We start from the raw sequence: 22,322 nt of genomic DNA, 5'->3' as shown, positions 1-22,322 counted from the left end.
ATTTACTGGCCTTTTTTATAGGCGGCCTCGACCAAAGGGATCGATAATTCCATCTCTTGGGTATCCCGTAATATCTTCAACCGTAAGACGCCGCCGAGACCCACAAGTCCCACTTGTTCGCGTAAATCATTGATATGGCGGATTTGGAGGCCATTTGCCCCCTCAATAAAGTCATAACGCCTGAGCCCTCCTTTCTCTGCAGAAGAATTCGGTTCGATATCGTAGACCAAAACCCCAACCGTATCTCCTGGAATTCCCAGAGATTTCCTGTGGTCTGGGAGTGGAGCAGTTGCCATAACTCCAAGCGTTGCCGGCCGTATATTTTGTCCTACATTTTGTTCGATTTGGCGAAGGACTCGTTTGGCATAATTGATAGGGATAGCAAACCCAATCCCGGCACTAGCCCCAGAAGAAGAACGGATCATACGGTTGATCCCCACCACTTCCCCGTAAATATTGAGAAGGGGTCCCCCACTGGATCCTGGGTTTATGGCTGTGTCTGTTTGGATATGGGTTTGGCCTGTCTCATCCAGGTCTTCACGGGACTTGGCAGAAACTACTCCTACTGTAAATGTTTTTTCAAGTCCATAAGGGGAACCCACGGCAATGGCCCAGTCACCAACTTCGATTTCATCAGAATTGCCAAGAAAAGCAGGAGTGAAACGGTCGTTACTTGGGATTTTCAAAAGTGCAATGTCTGCTCTTTCATGGCTTCCCACATAACGAGCGGGGAAAATGCGACCATCAGACATGATGATTTCTATGATCTCTGCATTTTTGATAACATGGTAGTTTGTGACAACAAACCCCCGCTCATCAATGATAAACCCACTTCCAATGGAAGAGATTCGGTCTTCCCTACTTTCACCGAAAGCGTAGGGATGAAAAATCATCTCAGTTTTTTTCGTCCGAATAGAGACTACAAATTGTTGGGCTTCGCGGTAAACATTACGGAAACTGGATTGGATCTGAATGGCTTGGCTTTGTTTGCTTGCGGAGATGGGTTTTGGGGACGCAAATAGTTTTGTGACTGCCATCCGGATTTCAGGAAAGAAGATAGCGAACAAAAGTACAAAAACTAAAGCAAAGTTAATGTAGACGACTGGCGGAATCGAAGTTTTTCTTTCCATAGAATGCCAAAACCCCTTCCACTTTTGTTGATTCCCCTTCCTTGTCGAACCAAAAAGATACCTAGAATATTTACGATTTTATTCTTCCCCATTTTTCTTTCTGGGTGTTTGCCGTATTTATTTCACTTAGGAAAGGAACAATCTTCCATCATCTTGGGTCGGGTAAAAATCGAAGATATTCTTAAACTGCCCGGATTGGATTTAAAAACAAAACAAAAATTAAATTTAATTCAGGAAGCCAGAAATTTTGCCATCGGGGAACTTGCGCTAAATGAAAAAGGCGGTTTCGAATACTATACTAAATTAGATAGAGAAGAAATCGGTTGGAATGTGAGTGCCTCTGAAGCCTTGGAACTTAAATCCTATACCTGGTGGTTTCCCATCGCAGGAACCGTACCCTACAAAGGATTCTTTGATAAACAAAAGGCAATCTCTTTAGAAAAAGAATTACAAAAAGAAGGATACGATACTCGTATACGAGCCATAGGCGGTTACTCGACGCTTGGTTGGTTTTCGGATCCAGTCCTATCTCCACAACTTAACTGGCCTGATCATAGGTTGGTTGGTTTAGTTTTCCATGAAATGGCACATGCAACGGTTTATTTACCGGGAGATTCAACTTTAAATGAATCATACGCTAGTTATGTGGAAGAAAAAGGGATAGAGCGATACTACACAGAAAAAGAAGGGAAAAGTAGCGCTGGCTTACAGAAATTCAAAAAAGAAAAACTAAAAAGAGAAGTTACTATAAAACTTTTGCAAAAATATGCGGATGAATTAAAAACTCTTTATGCTTCCGATTTAGATACCGAAAACAAATGGAACCAAAAACGATCCATTATGGCAAAATTCAAAGAAGAAGTGATTCAAAAAAAACTGGTTCCAGAAGAAAAAGCCAAAGAGTTTTTAACACGTGATTGGAATAACGAAGACTTTTTAGGTGCCTTACGATACCATTCGGGAGAAGTCAGTTTTGAATCCTTATTTATAAAATCTGGTGAGGACTTTCGACAATTCCATAAAGAAGTAAAAAAACTCTTTGAATTGCCGGAAGAAACCCGCAAACAGTTCTTAAACGAAACTCGTTAGTCTTCAATCATTGCCGATGTATAAAGTTTATAACCCATCCAATAACGGTCATCAATCGCAGAATTCCTCGCAGCTTCTTTACCCTCTGCTAATCGAATATGTAATGGTTTAGGCAATTCATCAGCTTTAAAGAATTCTTTTAGGAAAAACAAATTGTGGACTCCTGTTTGAATACCCGAATGTAACACAAATAAACCGGGATTTTCTTTGGCCAAATAATAAGCCACACCGCTAAAATCATTCGTATACTGTGCGGAACTGCCCACTCTTTGATTTGCATAAATCCTAGCAGTATTTACATTCCTATTTGTAACATCAAACAGAGGGTTTTCTGAAATACAAAGAAAGTTGTTTTGGCACCATCCAATTTCCGCAAAATCAACTTGATAAGGGGAAAAAACATCCTTTTTCCCATTTGTTTCCCATAATGTAAGGCCTGCATTTATTTCATTCTCAAGAGAAGATCTCCATCCAAATACAGATACTTCAGGTTTTTTAGGAGATATCGAATTAAACTTCAAAGCAGGGTTAGATAGAAAATCGGATACAGAAGCGACTGAATAAAATTCTGTATCAGGTAAAACCATCGGAACCACCGCATGTTGGCCCGAACTATAAATATAATGTCTGCTGAGTTTATTCAATCGCAAACTGGTTCGGTATTTATCAGCAAGAGACTCTCTTAATATCACTTCTTGGTCATCTGATTCAGCGGAACGGAAATATTTCACTGACTCTCTATAGATAGATTTATTATCAGAAAACATCTCACGACCTAGCGACTTTCCAGAAGCAAAACTCAATAAATAAGTTTTTTTACCAAGGTCAAAAATTCCGTGAAACTCTTGTTTCCCAACCATTTTCTTTTTTAGTCGTTCCGAATAACTTTCGAAGTAAGGAATATGTTTCACATAAAGTTCGTTATTAGAAAACCGATTGGAAGTGAATCGAAATATTTCCCTAGCCACCGCTAAATCAAAAAAACTCTCAGAACTATTCTTTTCCAAACTTTGTTGCAGAAGAAAATAAAACAAAAATTCATACTCTTCTTTCAGTTCAGGACTTAAATATTCCGTTTTATTTCTTTTGTTAAATTCATTTAACATAGAAACAAACTCTTCAGGTTTCTTTGATTTAGCATCTTGGAAAAGTTTCAAAAACGGGCTAGAAAGTGATACTGTGGATGATTGGTTTTTAAGAAAATCACGTTTCCACTGGAAGTCTTTCCATCTTTCTTGCCAAAATTGGTTTCCTGACCCTAATTCTTTGTCCATAGACTGAATTTTTGAAACTAAGGAATCGGCCATATCCGATTCACCACGAAGTAACAAAGCTTTTGCGAGCTCCAATCTGAAAAACAATGTACGATAACTACGTCCTTCTTTTAATTCTTCAGAAACCAAAAGTTCCACCAAAGAATTCACTTCTTTGTTTTTTTGAAATGGCACAGAACTAAGGAGCAAATGAAAAAAAAGTGTTCTATTCAAGTGTGAAAGTTTAGTAAGAACAGATTCGCCACTTGTTAAATATTCTGGCGTTAAGGACATAGCCTCAAAATAACCATTTTGAAGTTGTTCCTTCCATGCAGAATACAATTTCAAACGATAGGAATCATAAATAGAATCAGAGTATCCAAACTTTGTAAAATCCCGAGATAGGATTTTTTCATCAAAATTTTTCCAATCTTTTTTAAATCCATAATTATAAGCAGAAGTGGATGTAAGTGGTGTTAGATAAATACTCTTATCACCTAACAAAAATCCCTTGTGAAAGTAAATTTCTAAAATACGATTTTTAACAACGGTTTTTTCTTTGGCTGTTTTTGCAAGTTGTGATAACTTGTTTGTTTCCGATTCTGCTTCATAAAACATATAGTTTTGGATGTACAATGAACCCAATCGATAAGCTTGCAAAAATGGATCTTCTGTTGTTTCTAATTTGGCTCTAAGTTCATTTTTTAGGGCTATATCTTTAACATTTCCACTGCGAAGTTGATCATAAAATTCCAGTGCACCCATATATGAATCTTTATCTTTACCTATAAAATCTGAGGAGCTGTATTTACATTCTTCTCTATCTTTTGAGGAAAAACAGGAAACTAAATACTCGTAACGGATTTGGTTTTGAAAAGAAGATTTGGCATACTTGAGCCAAAGCGGTTTATAAATGGAAATTCTTGGAACATTTGGGAAAATTTCCGTTTTTAATTTCGCCAACTTCAATTCAAGCGAAGGCAATACCATATCATTATCATCTAATAAAGTTGATGCGGTATAATAACTTTCATAGGAATCCGCAATCTCTTTGGTTTTTTCTTTTTCGAAACCTAAACGTATAAATTCCTTTGCTTTTTCACTTAATCCATCTTTTGGGATAGAAAACTCTTTCCAATTTCCAATCAAAAGACGATTTGAATCCTTAGCAAAAGTTTCCAACTTCATCGAAGTATAATCTTCCGTTTTTGAAGGCGAAAATGACACTAGATTCTGAATTCTTTTTGAACGAAGAACTTCATACAATTTACCGAGCAAATTCCATTGTTTTTGCGTTATAAAATTTGAGTCATCAAGTCCAATGACGGAAATTTCAGTTCCACTTCCTTGAAAAATTTCACGTAACGGAAAGACATTTGATTTTTCATCACCAAATAAACTAGTTTGTTTTTCGATAGAACGTTTGCTTACTAAATAATCGGTGTCATAAAGATATACACCTAAATTTCCAGAAGAAAGACTCCTAACATTCTTATCCTCTCTGTTTTTTTCCACGTCACCATAAATAGTAACCCACTTTAAGCGACGTTCATTCCTCTCCGCAAACAACTCATTGTGAGTTCGATCAAACAAAATAACTGGATAAGAATTTATTTTATGATATTCATTTACGATATTCCGAATCAATGTCCCATCGGCTTTCCTACCAATAATTTGAATTTTTGGTATAGATTCCGTTTTACTCGGTAGACATTCACTTATTTCTGATATTGATTTGCAGATTGTTGTTTGCAACCTTCCTTGGATTGTATGGAAAAAGTATAACGATTCGTTCGTTGGAAAGACACCAATCCATCCATTAAAAAATTCTTCATTTCCCAATCGTTTAGGTTCTAAAAATGCAGATCGTTCTGGTGATACATTTTTTAGTTTTCCTATGATTCCATCCAAATTCTGAATTTCTACGGTTTGTTGTTTCAGTGAATTTGCAACTGACTCACGTTTCAAAGCTTTTTCGGAAATGGTATTGGTTAGTTTACGATATCCTTTCATCCATTTGATCAAATCTTGATAATATAAATTCGATTTGGAATCCTCAAATTCAAATTGAGCTGATACCAAATCTCTAAACAACTCCAGGCTTCTAAAATTTTCCCAATGATTGATTATGTTTTTTGTTTGTTGAGATTCCAGTTGAGATTCCGAATGAGTTTCTAAAAAATCAATCAACCTATATTTTGGTGAAAAAAGTCGGACACTCAGATTCGTTTGATATGCCTGAATAGCCTCTTTACCGTATGAAAAGTAGTTTGAATTTCTTTCCGAAATATTTAGGGAGTGTTCCCATTTGAATCTCTGAGCATTGGCCCAAAACATTTCTTCATCCAATCGGAATTCGTAAGCGAGCTCAGATGCTTCTTTCCATTTTTTTTCTGCAAGAATCCTATCACCTAACTTCATATAGATAGTATATAAGTTTAGCTGAATTCGAACTCTTGATTGGCGTGATATTGGATCAGTGGAAAGTCCAATGATTTTAGGGTCCACAAGACCTGGACTTTCCAGTAATTCAGCAGCTTTTGCTAGAGTATTGTTATAGTCTTTTCCTTCCTTTTCCAAAAGAAGAGATTCATAATAGAGCGCAGTTCCATAAACTATATCGAACCTAGGAGTATCCATTCTAAAACGATTAAAACAAACAATGGGAACATCCGAACAGTTTGCCTCTTCCTTTTTTTTCCAAGATTCCATCTGCATCAAAAATTGATTTAAAAGTTTGCGTTTTGTTTCCAAAGGAAAAGTTGTCGATTCTTGAAGTGCAAATACAGAAGATCCATAATTTTGGAATAATTTTTCAAAACCTTTATTTGCTGGATTCTCTAAAAGGATATCAGCTAATTCTTTATAATGATTTACTGCCTCTTCTTGAAGCTCACTTCTTTGATAAATTTGGGCTTCCACTTGCCTAGATTTAGCGAGAATATTCTTGCCTATGATCGTATCATCCAAATTGTTAGAAGTTATCAGTTCATTCCTAACTTTTATCTCTGATAAAGCAGCAGTATATTCTTCCTGTTCAATATGATTTTCAATTCGTATTCCCAATGTTAAAAGGTATTTAAAATCATTAGGAAATTCTCCAGGAAATCTTCCATCTCCAATCACCCTTACATTATCGCCGAAAATCACATTCCAGAAACTCCATTTTTTGTATCTCTGCAACAAGGACTCTTGGTTTGTTTTGTATTCCATTTCAGCAACATTTAACATCTGATAGGAGTCACGGAAACGTCCACTTTTCTGAAATGCGATTGCTAAATAATTGGCTAAATTCACTGGGCTAATGAATTTTACATCTTTATTATAAGCAATTGCTGTTTGAAACGAAACAATCGCATCTTCAAAATTTCCTGATTCTAATTCTGAAAGCCCCTTTAACGAAAAAAGCAAAGCTAATTTGGAACGAATCGAATTTAACTTTCCTAAAGTGATTGAATTTGGGTCTGAAGCATGTTCATTAATTGATAGGTAATACTCATTTTTAAAATAAATGTCGATAGATTTAGAAAATTGATCAGAAGCCTTTTTATATTGGCCTTGGTAAATCAAGGACTTACCATAATTAAAACGATAAATAGCCTCTTGTTTGTATCCTTCAAATTGATTTTTTACAGATAAAAACTGAGACACATCTTCTACTTTTCTATAACTTTCATTTGCTTTTGGAAAGTTACTAAGTAAAAAATAGTTATTTCCCAAATTCAAATTAAGATCAGAAATTACTTTGCGATCCCTGTAATCTTCCCCAAGAAATACTAAAATTTGATTATAAAGTTCTATATTTGCTTCTAAGTTTTTGTCAGGAAAATATTTTTTATAAAGATTTTCATAAACTTCAGAATCAATTATTCCAGATTTAGGATTTTTTTGCATTTTGATTAAATCAACATACTGATACAACCATCCAAGCAATTGGTATGCATCATAATGCGTAGGATCTGCATAAATGATCCAACGTAGTTCCAACTCGGCTCGTTTAAAATTTTCTAAAATTTCCGTTTTACGAACATCTGTCATAGTCCCAGTCGAATAATAATACGATTCGAAAGTTACGTATTTATTGATTAGATAATAAGAATATCCATAGAGAGTTGCTAAATCTAAATACGGCCTTGCTCGAGGTACCGCCTGTTTGTAATATAACTCTGTCCAACTGAGCGCTTTTTCAGATAATACTTCTATCTTTTCGAAGTCTTTAATATCGACAACACCACGAAGGAGTTCATTGTCAGTGAAAATCGAAGTAACACCTGATAAATTCCCGACAACATTCAACTTATCCTTACTTAGGATATTTAATTGGTTCAAAAGGGCTCGTTCTTCTTCCTCACGAATCTTTTTCCCAAAACGAAAGATTGTATCAACCATCTTACGTTGATAATAAATTGCATATTCTTTATAAAGAGAATCTAGATACAAGTTCCTTGTTTTAACTAGGAACATGTTTTGGTTATTAAAAAAATAATGAAAAGAGGACTGCAATAAATCCCCTATTCGTTCAAACTCAACGGCTTTATTTTCAAAATAGAAGAAAGCACTTTGAATATCTTCTTCCCCTAAATCAACACCCAGTATTGGATCATAAAACTCTAAATAAATTTTTAAATTACGAAGTGCGTCGGTCGTATTGCCTACAGCTTTTTGATTATAATACTTCAATAAATTGGCACGCAATAAAATTGGGGTTTTATATTCAGCGATAAATGAAGGAGTTTCAAAAACGGAAGGTTTACCAGGTGGTTCCAAATCTATATTTACAGGAATAGGAATGATTGAATCCAGAATTACATTGGATTCATTAAACTTACGAATATCGGAAAGTGCTTTTGCTTTCAAATACTTCAAAGTAATTGCATATGGTGAAATATTTTTTGTTTCAGGTTCGGAGAGAATGACATCCAGATGTGAAATCAACATTTCGCTATTTCGATTCTCTGAAATTTTTTGAATTACATCTTCCAAAAGATAACGAAGGTCTCTTTTTTTATCGTTAGAAAAGGGAACAGAAGGATTCGATAAATACCTGTTTTTTTCCTTTTCCCATTCCAAAATCATCTCTTGGTATAACAAAGATAGCTTCAAAGAATTCGGTTTAAATTCAAACCCACCTAATCTACGTTTAATTTCGTCGATCTGATGATAATCCGGGAACCTTTCGTAAATTAATTTCAAAGAATCAAAAGCAAGTATTCCCTTTTTATCTTTTTCCAACTCATCAGCATATAAATGATACAAGGTTGCTTCTGCATCCTTAGTCCATTTGGCTTGCGGCACATTTTGTATTTCTTGAATAAGGTTGAATTTTTTATCCGAACGTTTAGACTCTTCCCACTGCAAAAGCAACTGAGCAAAATAATTCTTGTTAGGCTCTAATTTCAAACGATTCCGATAAAACTCTAAAAAGGTTTTAGCTTCTTCTTTTTTTCCAACCCTAAGTAATGAAGAATACTTCAAAACGGCGATTCTTGCAGAATATATTGGGAAAAGTACATCATCGGAATAAAACAATTCCACAGAGTCCAATGCTAAAAAATACGCTTCTAAACTTTGTCCACTTGTAAAAGTTTTTGCATATTGGTATTGCTCTGTGATGTTTTGCTGTTTAGGTATGGCTCCATTTTCTGGTATAAAATATATATTGATCGCGTTAAAATACGAAGCAGAAAAAAGTATAGAACCACCATTGAAATTTGAATAACGGATATCAAAATTAGAAGTTTCACCCGAAGATAAAATCCTCTCTTCGCCTGTCTCTAAATTCATCACAACAAGAACACTATGGTCTCTTTCATCTAGTTTCCCATTTTGGTTTGTATCTTTTCTAATGGAAGCGTAGTATAAATTTTTAGATTTAGAATCGACAGTTGGAGAAAAATCAAGATAAGCATTTTTTGTAATTCTTTGAATTAAAGAATTACTTAAATTATAACTATATATCTCTCCTTTGGAATCTTCAAAATAGGAAATAAAATAAATTATTTTTCCATCAGAAGAAACATAGGGAGAACTTGCTCCCTTAGAAGTAATCTGCAAAATTTGATTAGGATTTCCTACTTTTAATGCACAAAGATTTGGTAAACCAGGAGTAAATCTATCTGAAACAAAATAGATAGTTTCCCCATCAGTAGACCAAACAGGATCAGTATCAATAACCCCTTTTGTATACTCACCATTTTTATTTGGTTGGTTTGTTAGGTTTATAAAGTTATCATCGATGAATCGGTTTCCTTTGAGTAATTCGCGAGTCCACTCTTCAATGTCCATAGGCAAAAGAATTAAATCACCTTCTGAATCGAACTCTTCAGAAACAAATACCAGATATTTTCCATTGGGAGAAATTGAAGGTTTCGTTTCGGAGAAAGGGTGGTTTGTTACCGGTACAACAACAGAACTCTTTAGATCTCGAAACCAAATATCGAAATTTCCTTTTTGATCTGTTGCATAAAACAAATACCTTCCATCTCCTGTGGTCGAATTATAAATGTTATTTCCACGTTGGACAGTTAAAGGGAAAGGTTTCGATTGAGTAGGAGAAAAATAGTTTTTCGAAATAGCCGAATAATCGAAATCGACATTTGTCATTTTAACACTTTTCTGAAACAAAATACATTGAAAGAAAAGGATTGGCGAAAAAAGAAAAAAGAAAAAAGGAAACCATTTGAAAGGTTTCATTGTAACTTCTCCCATCTGCCAGAAGCAGTTTCAAAATACTCACCTGCCAATACAGATTTATAATATTCTTCCACTAAGGATTGTTTGTATTTGAGTAACTCTTCTTCTTTTTTACCTTTTTTCTTTTGATTCAAAACTTCTTTTTCCCAGATAGCCTTTCTTGATTCATTCAAATAAACAATCACATCTTCTACACGTTTTCGTTTTGCCGGAATTTCATATTGAGAATAAGTGGGTAAACTCAATGCCAATGGATTTAATTTAATAAATCCGGAAGGAGTTTCTCCAACGATTCCGTGCAGTTTGTATTGTTTGACTTCAGGTAACAAGTAATTCAAACGGATTCTATGTGCTTTGATTTCTGGGTCTGTATCATCACTTGCAGATTTTTCGCGATAGGATCTGCCGTTCGATGATGATTGGATGGAAGCTATTAACCAACCTTCCTTCTCTAACTCACGATCTTCCCCTACCATTTGTTTTTCTGCCGCAGTTTGTGCATTGGTAATGGTGATGGGAGGAACTTTTAAATCAACGATGGATTTACATCCCACTATTAAAAAAAATAAAACTAGACGTTTCATAAATACCTCACTCTTGGTATGTTTGGATTTCGCTTTGCGCGCGTTTCAAAAAGTTTGCAAGCGGCATTCGTTGTTGAGAAATTTTACCATCTTCAAGATTAATTAATAAAGACAACAAAGATCGATTGAAGTATACATCAGCATATACCAATCCCTTAGAAAGAGATACATCAATCTTATTGATTGAATAACTATCTGTTATGCGATCTATAAGGAAATTTTGAGGAGAAATAACATTTAAAGCACTTTTACCAAAATCACGGCCAATTTGGAAGATCGAAAAGAATAAATCCAAATTAGCAACTGGCTCACTCAAATCTCGTAAAGATATATTAAGATCAGCTTTTAATTTTCCATCGTCGATTTTATCTCGAACTTTGGGAGCCATCAATTGTTTTAAATCAATATCTCTAATTAAGAAGTTTCCCCGAAATTCCATAGATCTAGGATCCAAATTTCCTAAATTAAAAATTATGTTTTTTCCTAAAACCAAACCATCCAGTGAATAGGACCGCAAAGATTCTATGTTTGCATAATTTTCTTTATATTCAATAAACGCTGAAAGTCCCGGTCCATCTTTTTGTCTTTTAACATATTCAAATGGTAAATTAGGAATGTTTGGATGGGTCCCGAGAACTTGCCGAATGGTTAGGTTGGGTATATTGTTGCGACCATAATTTTTAATGAAAATGGATTTATCACCAACGATTAAACTATCTTCATTATCTCTCGCCAAATTATGTTGGATCGGAATTTTTGCAGTGACTTCCTCTAATACATAGGCCTTACAATTTTCGCCAGGACACTTTTGGTTGGTATAGGATAATAAAGGAACCTTGGAATGGAATTCTCCATTAATGTCATAATCACGAATGGATAAATTTAACCCTAAATCACCATGAAAACTAAGACCTTTCGCTAAATACTGTTGGCTTGCGGATACCAGACCAAACTTTAAATCCAAATTTCCAAAATAAGGACCTAACAGTGGTTTTGGTTTCGAAGTTTTATGTAACTTTCCATTGATTACCAAGTTCAAAATGCCTCCGAAGGCATTCATTTTAAAAGTGTTGATATTAATTTCGTTTGTATCTGCACCAACTAAAGAAAGGTCTGTAGTTAATCTTAGATCCTTGATTTCCAAACCTGGTAATTCAGCACGCAAATCCGCATAAATTTTCTTTGTAGAACCTGTTGCAGAATAACGGGTATTCAGCTTTAAAATTGGATGATTACCAAGGAGGTTCTGGATAGGAGAAATTTTTTCCTTTAATACTAATGGTAGTACAAGTAGTAAATTTGGAGTATAAACATGTAAACCTAACGGCTGTATATTTGCGACTAAATTTGGCCCCGTCAGCAAATTTCCTTTTATATCTAACTCTAATGCCTTATTTCCAGTAACTGTTTTTTGTTCTAATTTTAAATCGGATATATTGATTTCTGAAAGTCCAAAAGGACGATCGAATAATAAGGAAACACTTAAATCTAAACCTAGATAAGAAGCAGGAGACCTAGATCGATCCAATTGGTATCGAAAACCATCAATTTTTGCTTTATTATGAACGAGTAGATTAGCAAACGACTCACCACTCAATCCAAGATCCGTCTGAAGTTTTCCACCAAGGCCCGATACATAATCACCTAACTGTAATTTATCTACATTTATTTTAAAATCCAAACCTTTCGATTCAAAATATTCACCAGATAAAGATAATGAAGCACCGTTATAATCAATATGTGAGGGAGAAATCCTCAAAGATTTTATGTAAGGAAAAGGTTTTGCTGCTGATAAAGGGCTTTGGTCTGCAAAATTCAATTGGGAACTAATATCTAAAAAAGCGGATGGCAGAGAGTGTGCTTTTGCTTTTCCAATTTTTAAATTTAACTGGGATGTCCTTAATTTTAAATTTGCATTTGCATTTTTCCAATCCCCACTAACCCCTGTTCCTTCCAAAGAGAGTTCTCCAGACAACTTCATTTCAGGAACGATACCTTTCAGTTGGTTTATGGATTTCTGGAGAGAAGTCAACTGCACAATCGATTTTCCAACTACAATATCTACTTTAGGAGTATCTTTCGATACATCTTTGACAGAGCCGGATAAACTTACCCAAGATTGTCCCAATACTCTAAGATCAAATTGGTTAATACCTAATTGGTCTAATTGATTATCATAATGAATGTCGGATAACAGGCGCAATCCTAATTGAACAGGTTTACCACGAACTTCGAGCAAAAGATCATCTTTTCCTATATCAGTTGTAAACAAAAACATTTCAGGTGAAACAGTTCGATCCCATTCAAATCTTAAAGAAAGTGGAATGGTTTGTTTCCATCTAAGTTCTTCTGAATCTAAATCCAATGGAATTGGTTTAGATGTATTGAGAGATAATAGAATATGATCCAACTGGTTGAGTGCAGAAAGATCAAAGGGGATTTTCGTAAATCGATTGGTCTCCAATTCCGTTTGTAAGGAAAGATCCTCTACTGAAAAAAAATGTAAATTGCCTGTATCACGTTTTAGTTGGAATGCTATTGAATCTAAATTGATAGAAACACTTGCCTGTAACGGAAGATAGGTATTGATTTCCGTTAATGGTGGTTTGGATTCTAATGACGGCTCCTGCAGGAGAGACTCAGTAGGTTTTGTTATGGAATCAAAGTTCCATTTCCCCGATCGTTCTTCTAGATTGATTTTGGCATTCTGGAGGCCAATTTCTGAGATTTTAATTTTTCCAAAAAACAAAAGAGGAAGGTTGTAACGTAGTCGGATCCGTCCCGCTTCTGCCAATGGATTACTTTCAAAAGGAAACCCTGGATACAGCCGGAAATCTTCGATCTCAATTCCAAAAAAAAGAGAGAAACAACGAAAATTTCCGTCCATTTTTCCCAAAGTAAAATGGGAAAAAAGTCTAGGGACCATCAGGTCAGCGGTAAAAACATTGAATATAGATTTGTAGAGTAGGAATAGAACGAGAAACCAGCGAAAGGTTTTTGTTTTGGCGACTCCTAAACTTACCTTCAGGATTGGATTCATTAGTAGAATCGCCTCTAGCGATTAATATTCGAAGGAGTCTTCGGCCTCTTCCAGAGTTTTATAGATCTCGAAAACACTAGAAAGTTTCGTGATTTCCATAAGGTTCTCGATATCGGAATTTAAGTTCGCAAATACAAGTCTACCATTCAGGCCATCAATATGTTTGTAAATATTGAGAAATGTCCCTAATCCAGCTGAGTTGATAAAAGGAACCTTTTTCAAATCGATGATAAATTTAGGGACTTGGCCTTTTTTGATGTACTGTTCAATCTTTTCAGATAGTTCGAACTCATTTCCGGCTTTGATGGCACCTTCAATTTTAATGATGTGCACGTCGTTTTTACTAGTAACTTTGATTTTCATAACCCTTCGGAAGGTGGTGTTGCCATTAAATTCCTTCGATTTTACCGAATGTAAAGCAAATTTTTACGCATAGTGTAATAATTCTTTACCGGCTTTTCGAAGTTCATGTTTTCCCTGTGACAGATGATTGCGAACTGCCTTTCTGGAGATTCCCAATAACTTTGCGATCTCACGTTCGGATAAAAAACTTCGATCATAGGCTCTTGCCCGTCTCAAAATCCAGACTTTCTTTTGTTTTAGATACCAATTTCTGCGATTTAAATCAGTCACTTCGTAAAGTTTTCTGGTATAACGAGTGATCATTCCCGAAAGCCGGGCTAATAATTGGCGTTGTCGAAAACGTTTCTCTTCTAACTCTCGAAAGAAAATTTCCACATTATGATTAGTTTCTCTTAACTTCCAAAGAAGGAGTTGGTTTATGTTCTGTTTCATTGGTAAATCAAATTGTAAAGAAAGTACGAGCGCAGTTAACGTTGGAAGTTTTTCCAATTCAGCTTTTACCGGATTTGTGTCTTCCCAAGTTTCTGCGGGAAATTCCGCATTGGCAGGTTGGTCGTAGTTCCACAATTGCAGATATAGTTCTCCTGTCTCAGAAATCTCTGTTTTACGAAATCGATTCCTATATTGGTTAAAAGCATAAGTCACAAAAAAACCAAGAACATTTGTTAGATGATAGTTTAAACTAAGAGCCCACATTTTTGAAAATACTTCTAAAATGGTGACGACCATTTCACAACTTTCATCTTCCGTAATTTTTCTCTTTTTGGCCAAACGATCCACCATCCAGATAGGTAAATCCGTTTTTACAATATTGGGATCGTTAGAAACACGAGCTTTTTCGATTAATGGTAAAATTTTTTCATCTAATATTTTTGGTAACATGGGAGGAATTTATAATTCATCCGAAAAATATTGATACTACATTACCCTTGATTTAAAGCACAGATTATCTGTTATGTGAACTTCGTAAGTTCAACTATGAACTTTTAGATTTTTTTTGACAACAAGTAAGAGTGTTACAGATAGAATGATATGAAACAAGTTAAAGAAAACAAACGGAAAAAATGAAAACACCGAAACGCCAAGCGATGTTGACATAAATGCACCGCAACTATTCCAAGGAATGAGTGGAGAAGTTATGGTTCCGGAATCTTCCAAAGAACGTGAGATATCCTTTTCTGGGATTCCTTTTTCTTCCGCAAGACTACGAAAGGCACGTGCAGGAATGACTAAAGATAAATATTGGTCCGCAGTCACCATATTTAAAAGAAAAGCTGTCCCCATTGTAGATAGTAAAATATCCGAGCGATCTTTGGCCCAGTTTTTAATTTGAATTAAAATTTCGGCTAAATATCCATAACCTTCGACGACAGCACCAAACCAAACAGCGGCGAGGATTAAAATTTCGGTGGGCAAAATGGCAACAACCCCTCCTCCACTTAAAAACCGGTCCAATACTTCATTTTCTGAATGAGATTCAAATCCAAACACTAATGTCCTAACAATATCAAAATGGAAGCCGGATTCCATTACACTAAATGCAATGGCCGACACAATACCCAGTGCCAACGAAACTCTAATGTGTAACTTAAATAATGCGGATCCAAACACCAAAATGACAGGAATAAATTTGAACCAAGAAATTTGGTTTGTTATATCAGGCAATATACGACTTGATTGCAAAGTGGAATCATATACTTGATTTGCATCCCATACAAAAAGATTAAGAATATAAAAACCAAAGATAGCCACTCCAAAACTGATACAAGTTGTCTTAAGCATATGCTTTATGTGTGACCAAATAGGAACGTGCGTTAGACTAGATGCCAAATTGGTAGTATCTGATAGAGGAGAAAGTTTATCGCCAAAATAACATCCGCTCACAATAGCTCCAGCGGCCATTGCTTGTGGAAAAGAAATGACTTCTGCCACACCCATAAGAGCAACACCAAGAGTACCCGCCGTTGTCCAGGAAGAACCAGAAACCATAGCAGCTATGGCAGAAACAATCGCTAAGGATGGTAAAAAATAATCAGGTTGTAGAAACAAAATTCCTGTTTGTATCATTAAAAGTAATACACCTGTATACGCCCAAGAAGCAATGAGCATCCCTACAAAAAAAAGAATCTCCATTGCCGGTAGTACAGAGAGAAAATTTTTACGAAACGCGGATTTTAAAAACAGGAGTTTTCGATCTCTTCTTTGCAGAAAAGATAAAACTCCCGCAACTAACAATGCCATTGGATGAGGGTATGGTATTACCCAAACAAATCGAAAAAAAAGAATCGAAAGAGTTAAATAAAGAAGTGGAGAAAGAGAGAAAAAAATGGAATGTGTTTTTTCTCTCTCCATACTTTAAAGAAAAGTGATATTGATATAATAGATGGAAAAACCAAAGAGAAATAGAATTCCAAACCAAGATAATAAGTTCATCCACGGTTTTGGCCTTTCTTCTTTTGGAATTTCTTTTCCAAATAAAATCAAATGGTGGATCAGGGCAAGAACAGGTGCATTTAGAAAAGAGACTGTCGTGGCAAAATCCACCAAACTCTTCATATTTGTTCTAAAAAACATTAGAATTAAAATAGAACCCACACCCACGATGGCGATCCAATACCAGTAAAGTTTTTCTGTCGGAATTTTTTCTAAAGGTTTGAATAAACGACGACTTGCATTTGATACCACTCGCGGGTATGCATCAAAACAGGTAAGCGTAGTGGAAAACATAGTGAAAAAGGCAGCGATAAGAATGATAGGATAAGACCAAGATCCAATCGCGGTAGTATATAATTTAACTAACTCAGATGCAAAACTCACAGCTTGAGAAGAAAACTCAGCACCGGTATTGTACATCATGTTTGCACCTAAAGCCAAAAAACAAACAGCAAGTAATGTTGTGCCGATATAACCAATGTTAAAATCAATCATTGCATATTTCATTGGTGGAAGTTTTCCATCGGGAGTTTTTTTCGCCAGTGTCCAGTCGGATTGCCATACGGCCGCTTCAATCGGGATTGGCATCCAACCCATAAGTGCAATTAAAAAAGCAACGTCACCTAAATCAGAAATAGAAAATGTTTTTCCTACCGTTTCCAGTTTAGGAATGGCTGCATAAAAAGATAAAATCATCGCAACAATGGTAGAGACGGTTAAAAGAACCACTATCCACTTCATGAGTCCGTCAAGGGCTGCAAACTTACCGATCGCAAGTAATAAAGAACAAAATACCAATATGATGGCACAAAGTAACCAAGGTTCTAAAGAAATACCCAGTAAATTTGAAAACAAACCAGAAGTAACAAGTGTTACTGTAGCAACAATGATACACATTGTTCCGATCGATATGAAGAAAAAAATCCAAACGGGCAATCGGCCCAATGCTTCGTATCCATCTAACAACGATTTTCCTGTAATAATCGTATATCTGGTTCCAACAACAAAAAACGGATACTTGATCAAATTGGCAAAAATCACAACAAAGAGGAGTCCGTAACCGTAGACAGCTCCCGCCCGAGTCGATTGCACAAGATGAGAAACACCAACGGCGGCACCGGCATACAATAGTCCAGGACCAAGATAAGCTAAAAAGGGAAATCGTCTCATTTTGGACAAAATGTTTTGGTTCGAAAGTTTTTGCTACTCTATTCGAGTGTGGATCGATTCAAATAATGGAATAGAATTTCATTGAGTGCTAAGATATCAATCGGTTTGGTCAAAAATTGATCCATTCCAACTTCAAAACATTTTTTTCGTTCCTCATACAAAGCACCGGCAGTCAGTGCAACGATTGGAATTTTCGAACCCGAAGGCTGTTTACGGATCTCCGTTGCTGCCTCCAAACCATCCATGTTAGGCATTTGTACATCCATAAATACTAAATCGGGTAAGGATTCCCGAAAGAAGCGAACTCCTTCCAGTCCATCCACAGCCTCGATGATTTTAGAATTGGGAATGTATTTTTGTATCATTCGTTTCAGAAGTTCACGGTTCATTTCATTATCTTCCACGATTAAAATACGGGGAGAGATATCAGACAGAATTGACTCTCGGTAATTTGACAACTCTTCCTTATGGATTTCATTATTACCTTCAGAATCTTGGTCTACATTCTCTTTTCCAAAACTGCATTCGATAAAGAAACGAAACTCAGTTCCAACTCCTATCTCAGATTTAATCTCAATTTTCCCATTCATTAAATCTAACAAAGATTTTGTGATCTTAAGGCCAAGTCCAGATCCTCCATACCTTCTTTTAGAATTGGTTTCACCTTGCCAAAAGGATTGAAACAGGTGAGTTTTCTGTTCTTCTGAAATTCCTATCCCCGTATCCTTGATGGCGAATTCCAATTTTATTTTTTGAGGTGAGATTTCAGTTGCATTGACTTTTAGTACAACGCCACCTATTTCTGTGAATTTTACTGCGTTTCCTAAAAGGTTAATCAGTATTTGCCGTAACCTAGTGGCATCAATTAAAATAATTTCTGGAATTCCAGGACCTTCTTCCAACCTCAATTCGATTCCTTTTTCATTTGCTTTCCATCGCAAAACACCTAATGAATCATTAATAATTTGTTTTAAGTTGGAAGTAACTTCATTTAAAACTAGTTTTCCTGCTTCAATTTTAGAAATATCCAAAACATCATTGATAATACCAAGTAGGCCATGCGCACTACTGATCGCATTACGGACATATTCTCTTTGGTCCGAATCTAAGTTGGTAGTTAATAACAATTCATTAAAACCAATCACACCATTCAACGGAGTTCTAATTTCATGACTCATATTGGCGACAAATTCTGATTTTGCCTGATTTGCTCTTTCCGCTTCTTTGATTGCGCTACGCAAATGAAATTCTGCATTTTTACGGCCAGAAATATCATTCATATGAACAACAAAATACGAAGGTTCGCCGTCTCTATTTTTTACTAATGTATTTGAGATTTCAAACCAAAGGATATTTTTCTCTTTTGAAAAAAACCTCTTTTCATAGATCATATTTTCTTTGGAACCGCTGAGTGCCAAATCTCGAAAAGAATCAAATAAAACTTTGTCGTCTTCATAAGCGAACTCATTTGTTCTTTTACCAATAAGTTCAAATTCCTCATAACCTAACATAGATCTTAGTTTTTTATTAACACGGAGGAATTTTCCATTTAAGTCCAAAATACAAACGCCCACACCTGCGTTATCAAAACTCATCCGAAATCTTTCTTCACTATCGACGAGTTCTTCTTTGATTTTGTTTTCTTCTGTGATATCACGATTGATCGCAATGATACCAATAGTTTGGCCAGATTTGTCTTTCAAGAAACTTACGGCAGAAAGGATTGTTAATCTTTCTGAACGCTTAGTGTATTGGAATACCTCTCCTTGCCAAATTCCGTTTGTCTGAAGTTCTATTATACGATTCTCTCTAGTGGAATTATTCTGCACTGTTCTTAAAATAGTCATTGCAGATTTGCCTATGACTTCTTTGGCATTGTATCCATAAATACGTTCCGCGGCTAAATTCCAACTTGTGATTCGAAATTCAAGATCCGTAACTATAACGGCATCATATAAGTATTGAAGAATCAGCGAAGAATATACTTCACTGGGAATCAAATTTTGCATCACTTCCCAATACTAAAATTGCATTTAAAAAAAGTGCAAGCGAATACCTAAACCAAAAAGGAAGATTCAGAAAAATCAATGGTTACTAATTGACTCTTTTCTTTCTGAATTTAGTAATTCTACCTAATTATAATTGAATTTTCCTATCCATCATTGTAAATATTTTCATAGCAAAAACAAAAAATTCTAATTATAATCTAAGAATTTATTACATAAATATATCATTAATTTCTAAATTACCTTTTAAAACCCTATCACCTTTAGGAAAAAATCCTAGCAGGCTTCGGCTTCCTAACGAAGCCTCACCCATTTCGCGAACCATTGGTAACTGATTGTAAATTGATAAAAAGAATTATATTTATAGATAGAAAAAGATATTAACCCGCAATCCTGCGCAGTGACCCGTAGGGAACGAGCAGCTAATCGTTGAAGGCCATGTAGGTTTTGTGATAAATCCACCCGGCAATCATGCCGGAAAAATTAGAGCAAGACACCTTGCTCTAATTTTGAGGCAGCGACCGCTACTGCGAGTCGCGGACAGCAGCCGGCAAAAACAAAGCTCCCACAAATAACAAAGGCGCTCACTTGCGTGAACGCCTTAATAAACAATAATGACTAACCAGGCAACGTCCTACTTCCTCCCCCACTCGCTTTTCCGCTCCGCGGGCGAGTGTCCGAGCCTTGCTCCCTATGGGTCGCAAGTCTGTCATTTCGCGAACGATTTAGTTCTGGATACTATTGGGTTCGCTCAATGGATTTTCATTGGTACAAAAAAAAGCCAACCTTCCGGCTGGCCTTTTTTTATTGAGTTATTAGTGCTAACCCGGCAATGTCCTACTCTCCCATTGAGCGAACCCAATAGTACCATCGGCGATGAGAAGCTTGACTTCCGTGTTCGGAATGGGAACGGGTATGGCCTTCTCTCCATAATCACCAGGAGTAATTACCATTACTTCCAAGTGGTTCGGATTTGCAAGTACTTTTAAAAGAAAAGTTACAAATTTAAATCGTAAGTGACTCCAATTTTTATACCGGACATCGCAATTTGATGGTCTGCCGTGGCAGATACAAACTCCATTAATGTGCCTACTCGATCTAATGTATCCCCATAAAAACTAAGAGCGACTGGACTCTTCGCTTTAGCAGTCATGTTTTCTCTTTCAAAACTAACAAATAGGCGAAGTTTTGGAAGGACTACGATACTTCCCCCCACACTAATTTTTTCAGAATAGAAAGTATAACCACCGTTAGCAAAATTTAATCCAAAACCATTGTTATAAACTCTAAACTGTTCTGAGTTGTAAGTTCCTGTTGAATTTAAGAGAAAAGGTCCAAAAAGTAAAAAATCTGCAAATAATGTTGCTCTATCGTTAAGATCAAATTCGAAACCAACACCTACGAGTCCTGAAGTGCCAGAAGTAGTTTTTGTATCCTGTCCTAAATAAGATGGTCCACCAATTCCCAAATAATTGCCTTCAAAAGTTTGACTCATACTTCGAATGACATACTTGGGAAGAATTCTAAAGTTAGAACTAGGAGACAGGGTAATTCCTAAGTTAATATCAGAATAAAGTAAACGGTAATCACCTTCCTTAATTCCAAGTCCCGTAGCATAATAGGAATTCCATTCATAACCTCGAGTGAATCGGTTCAAATGTAAACCGAGAAAAACATTACTTAAAATTCCCGCATTCAATGAATGAAAATAATCAAAACCAAAATCATTAATGAGGGAAGTGCCACGATTGCCTTGCCAATCTTGGTTGTATTCTAATCCAACAATATCACTGTAAAAATTTCTTTTTTCTAGGTCTGTGCGAAGGCTTCCTAAAAATGATGCACCTTTGATTCGCAATGCATTTCCTTCCACTTTACCCTGTGCAAAAACTGATCCAGTAAATAGTGAGATGACGATCAGAAAAAAAACGAGACTACGTTTCATTATTTGAATACCTCTACCATCCAATAACAAATGAGAGACGGTTGACTCAAGGAAAATTTTTACTCTACAAATTCTTTTTATAGTAATATATCCAAATCCCTGAAATTTTTATAAATCGAAAACTACAACTTCATTACACAAATTTCTCACGAAGAAAAAAATTCGAATTATGTAAAAGTAAGTTGGTACCAAAATATTTTGTAATCTGGTAATCTGCTGATTTCAGATCTAACATCCATGAAATTTTACCTGGTCCTTTTTGTGCCATTGTAGCATTTCTGTCGCGTCCAGATATAACAACAGTTACACTTTCAATCATCACCCCAGAGTTGATGGAAAAATATTTAGTCCTAGGAGGTTCTTCATTCAGAGAAATGCTTTCTTTATTACAAGACTCATCCGTAAAAAAGGGGCAAATGAAAGAAAGAAAAACTAATAAAAAGTAACACAAAACAAATCCAATATTTTTTGTTTACACTAAAATTGAGCCAGATTTGTCGTAATGGTAGAAATTCCATGATCATTACTTTGTATCTTTTTTTAAAGGTAGGTTCAAGAATTTAGCGCACAAGATTCCTGATTTCCTCTTCTGGTGTATTCCAGTTTAAAGTTTTTC

11 protein-coding genes and 1 rRNA gene are annotated in these 22,322 nt (G+C 35.7%); 1 reads left to right on the top strand and 11 read right to left on the bottom strand.

What is annotated here, in order from left to right; all coding sequences use genetic code 11:
* Positions 1-2: 2 nt before the first annotated feature.
* Positions 3-1,130 carry a S1C family serine protease gene (locus EHR07_RS00545; protein WP_135743269.1) on the bottom strand — a complete coding sequence of 376 codons (1,128 nt, stop codon included), beginning with the start codon at positions 1,128-1,130 and terminating at the stop codon, positions 3-5.
* Positions 1,131-1,133: 3 nt separating this feature from the next.
* Here EHR07_RS00545 and EHR07_RS00540 point away from each other — a divergent pair, with 3 nt between their 5' ends.
* Positions 1,134-2,219 (top strand): aminopeptidase, encoded by a 1,086-nt coding sequence (locus EHR07_RS00540; RefSeq protein ID WP_135743268.1) that lies wholly within the window; start codon positions 1,134-1,136, stop codon positions 2,217-2,219.
* Here EHR07_RS00540 and EHR07_RS00535 read toward each other — a convergent pair.
* From EHR07_RS00535 to EHR07_RS00490, 10 genes are all read right to left on the bottom strand, one after another.
* Complete coding sequence (locus EHR07_RS00535; RefSeq protein ID WP_135743267.1) at positions 2,216-10,075, bottom strand: PD40 domain-containing protein; 7,860 nt, start codon at positions 10,073-10,075, stop codon at positions 2,216-2,218. The two genes, EHR07_RS00540 and EHR07_RS00535, sit on opposite strands and share 4 nt — an antisense overlap.
* An 86-nt stretch (positions 10,076-10,161) precedes the next feature.
* Positions 10,162-10,749, bottom strand: coding sequence for a DUF1318 domain-containing protein (locus tag EHR07_RS00530; protein ID WP_100728436.1), 588 nt, complete (start codon positions 10,747-10,749; stop codon positions 10,162-10,164).
* Between the two features lie 7 nt (positions 10,750-10,756).
* Positions 10,757-13,789, bottom strand: coding sequence for an LIC_11026 family protein (locus EHR07_RS00525; RefSeq protein ID WP_135743266.1), 3,033 nt, complete (start codon positions 13,787-13,789; stop codon positions 10,757-10,759).
* Between the two features lie 21 nt (positions 13,790-13,810).
* On the bottom strand, positions 13,811-14,152 hold the full coding sequence (locus EHR07_RS00520; protein ID WP_002989181.1) for an STAS domain-containing protein: 342 nt from the start codon (positions 14,150-14,152) through the stop codon (positions 13,811-13,813).
* A gap of 63 nt (positions 14,153-14,215) precedes the next feature.
* Positions 14,216-15,034, bottom strand: coding sequence for an RNA polymerase sigma factor (locus tag EHR07_RS00515; RefSeq protein ID WP_135743265.1), 819 nt, complete (start codon positions 15,032-15,034; stop codon positions 14,216-14,218).
* Positions 15,035-15,124: 90 nt separating this feature from the next.
* Positions 15,125-16,504 (bottom strand): Na+/H+ antiporter NhaC family protein, encoded by a 1,380-nt coding sequence (locus EHR07_RS00510; RefSeq protein ID WP_207767050.1) that lies wholly within the window; start codon positions 16,502-16,504, stop codon positions 15,125-15,127.
* 3 nt (positions 16,505-16,507) lie between these two features.
* The gene (locus EHR07_RS00505; RefSeq protein WP_135743264.1) at positions 16,508-17,755 is read right to left on the bottom strand and encodes an NRAMP family divalent metal transporter; all 1,248 of its coding nucleotides are present in this window, start codon (positions 17,753-17,755) and stop codon (positions 16,508-16,510) included.
* Between the two features lie 38 nt (positions 17,756-17,793).
* Positions 17,794-19,764 carry a PAS domain-containing hybrid sensor histidine kinase/response regulator gene (locus tag EHR07_RS00500; protein ID WP_135743263.1) on the bottom strand — a complete coding sequence of 657 codons (1,971 nt, stop codon included), beginning with the start codon at positions 19,762-19,764 and terminating at the stop codon, positions 17,794-17,796.
* Positions 19,765-20,585: 821 nt separating this feature from the next.
* Positions 20,586-20,702, bottom strand: a 5S ribosomal RNA gene (gene rrf, locus EHR07_RS00495).
* A 56-nt stretch (positions 20,703-20,758) separates the two neighbouring features.
* The gene (locus tag EHR07_RS00490) at positions 20,759-21,706 is read right to left on the bottom strand and encodes a hypothetical protein (protein ID WP_135743262.1); all 948 of its coding nucleotides are present in this window, start codon (positions 21,704-21,706) and stop codon (positions 20,759-20,761) included.
* Between the last annotated feature and the right edge of the window lie 616 nt (positions 21,707-22,322).

This window comes from Leptospira bandrabouensis (assembly GCF_004770905.1).
Classification (GTDB): Bacteria; Spirochaetota; Leptospiria; order Leptospirales; family Leptospiraceae; genus Leptospira_A; species Leptospira_A bandrabouensis.
The sequence above is the reverse complement of the archived record's forward strand: the minus strand, read 5'-3'. Positions and strand labels throughout refer to the sequence as shown.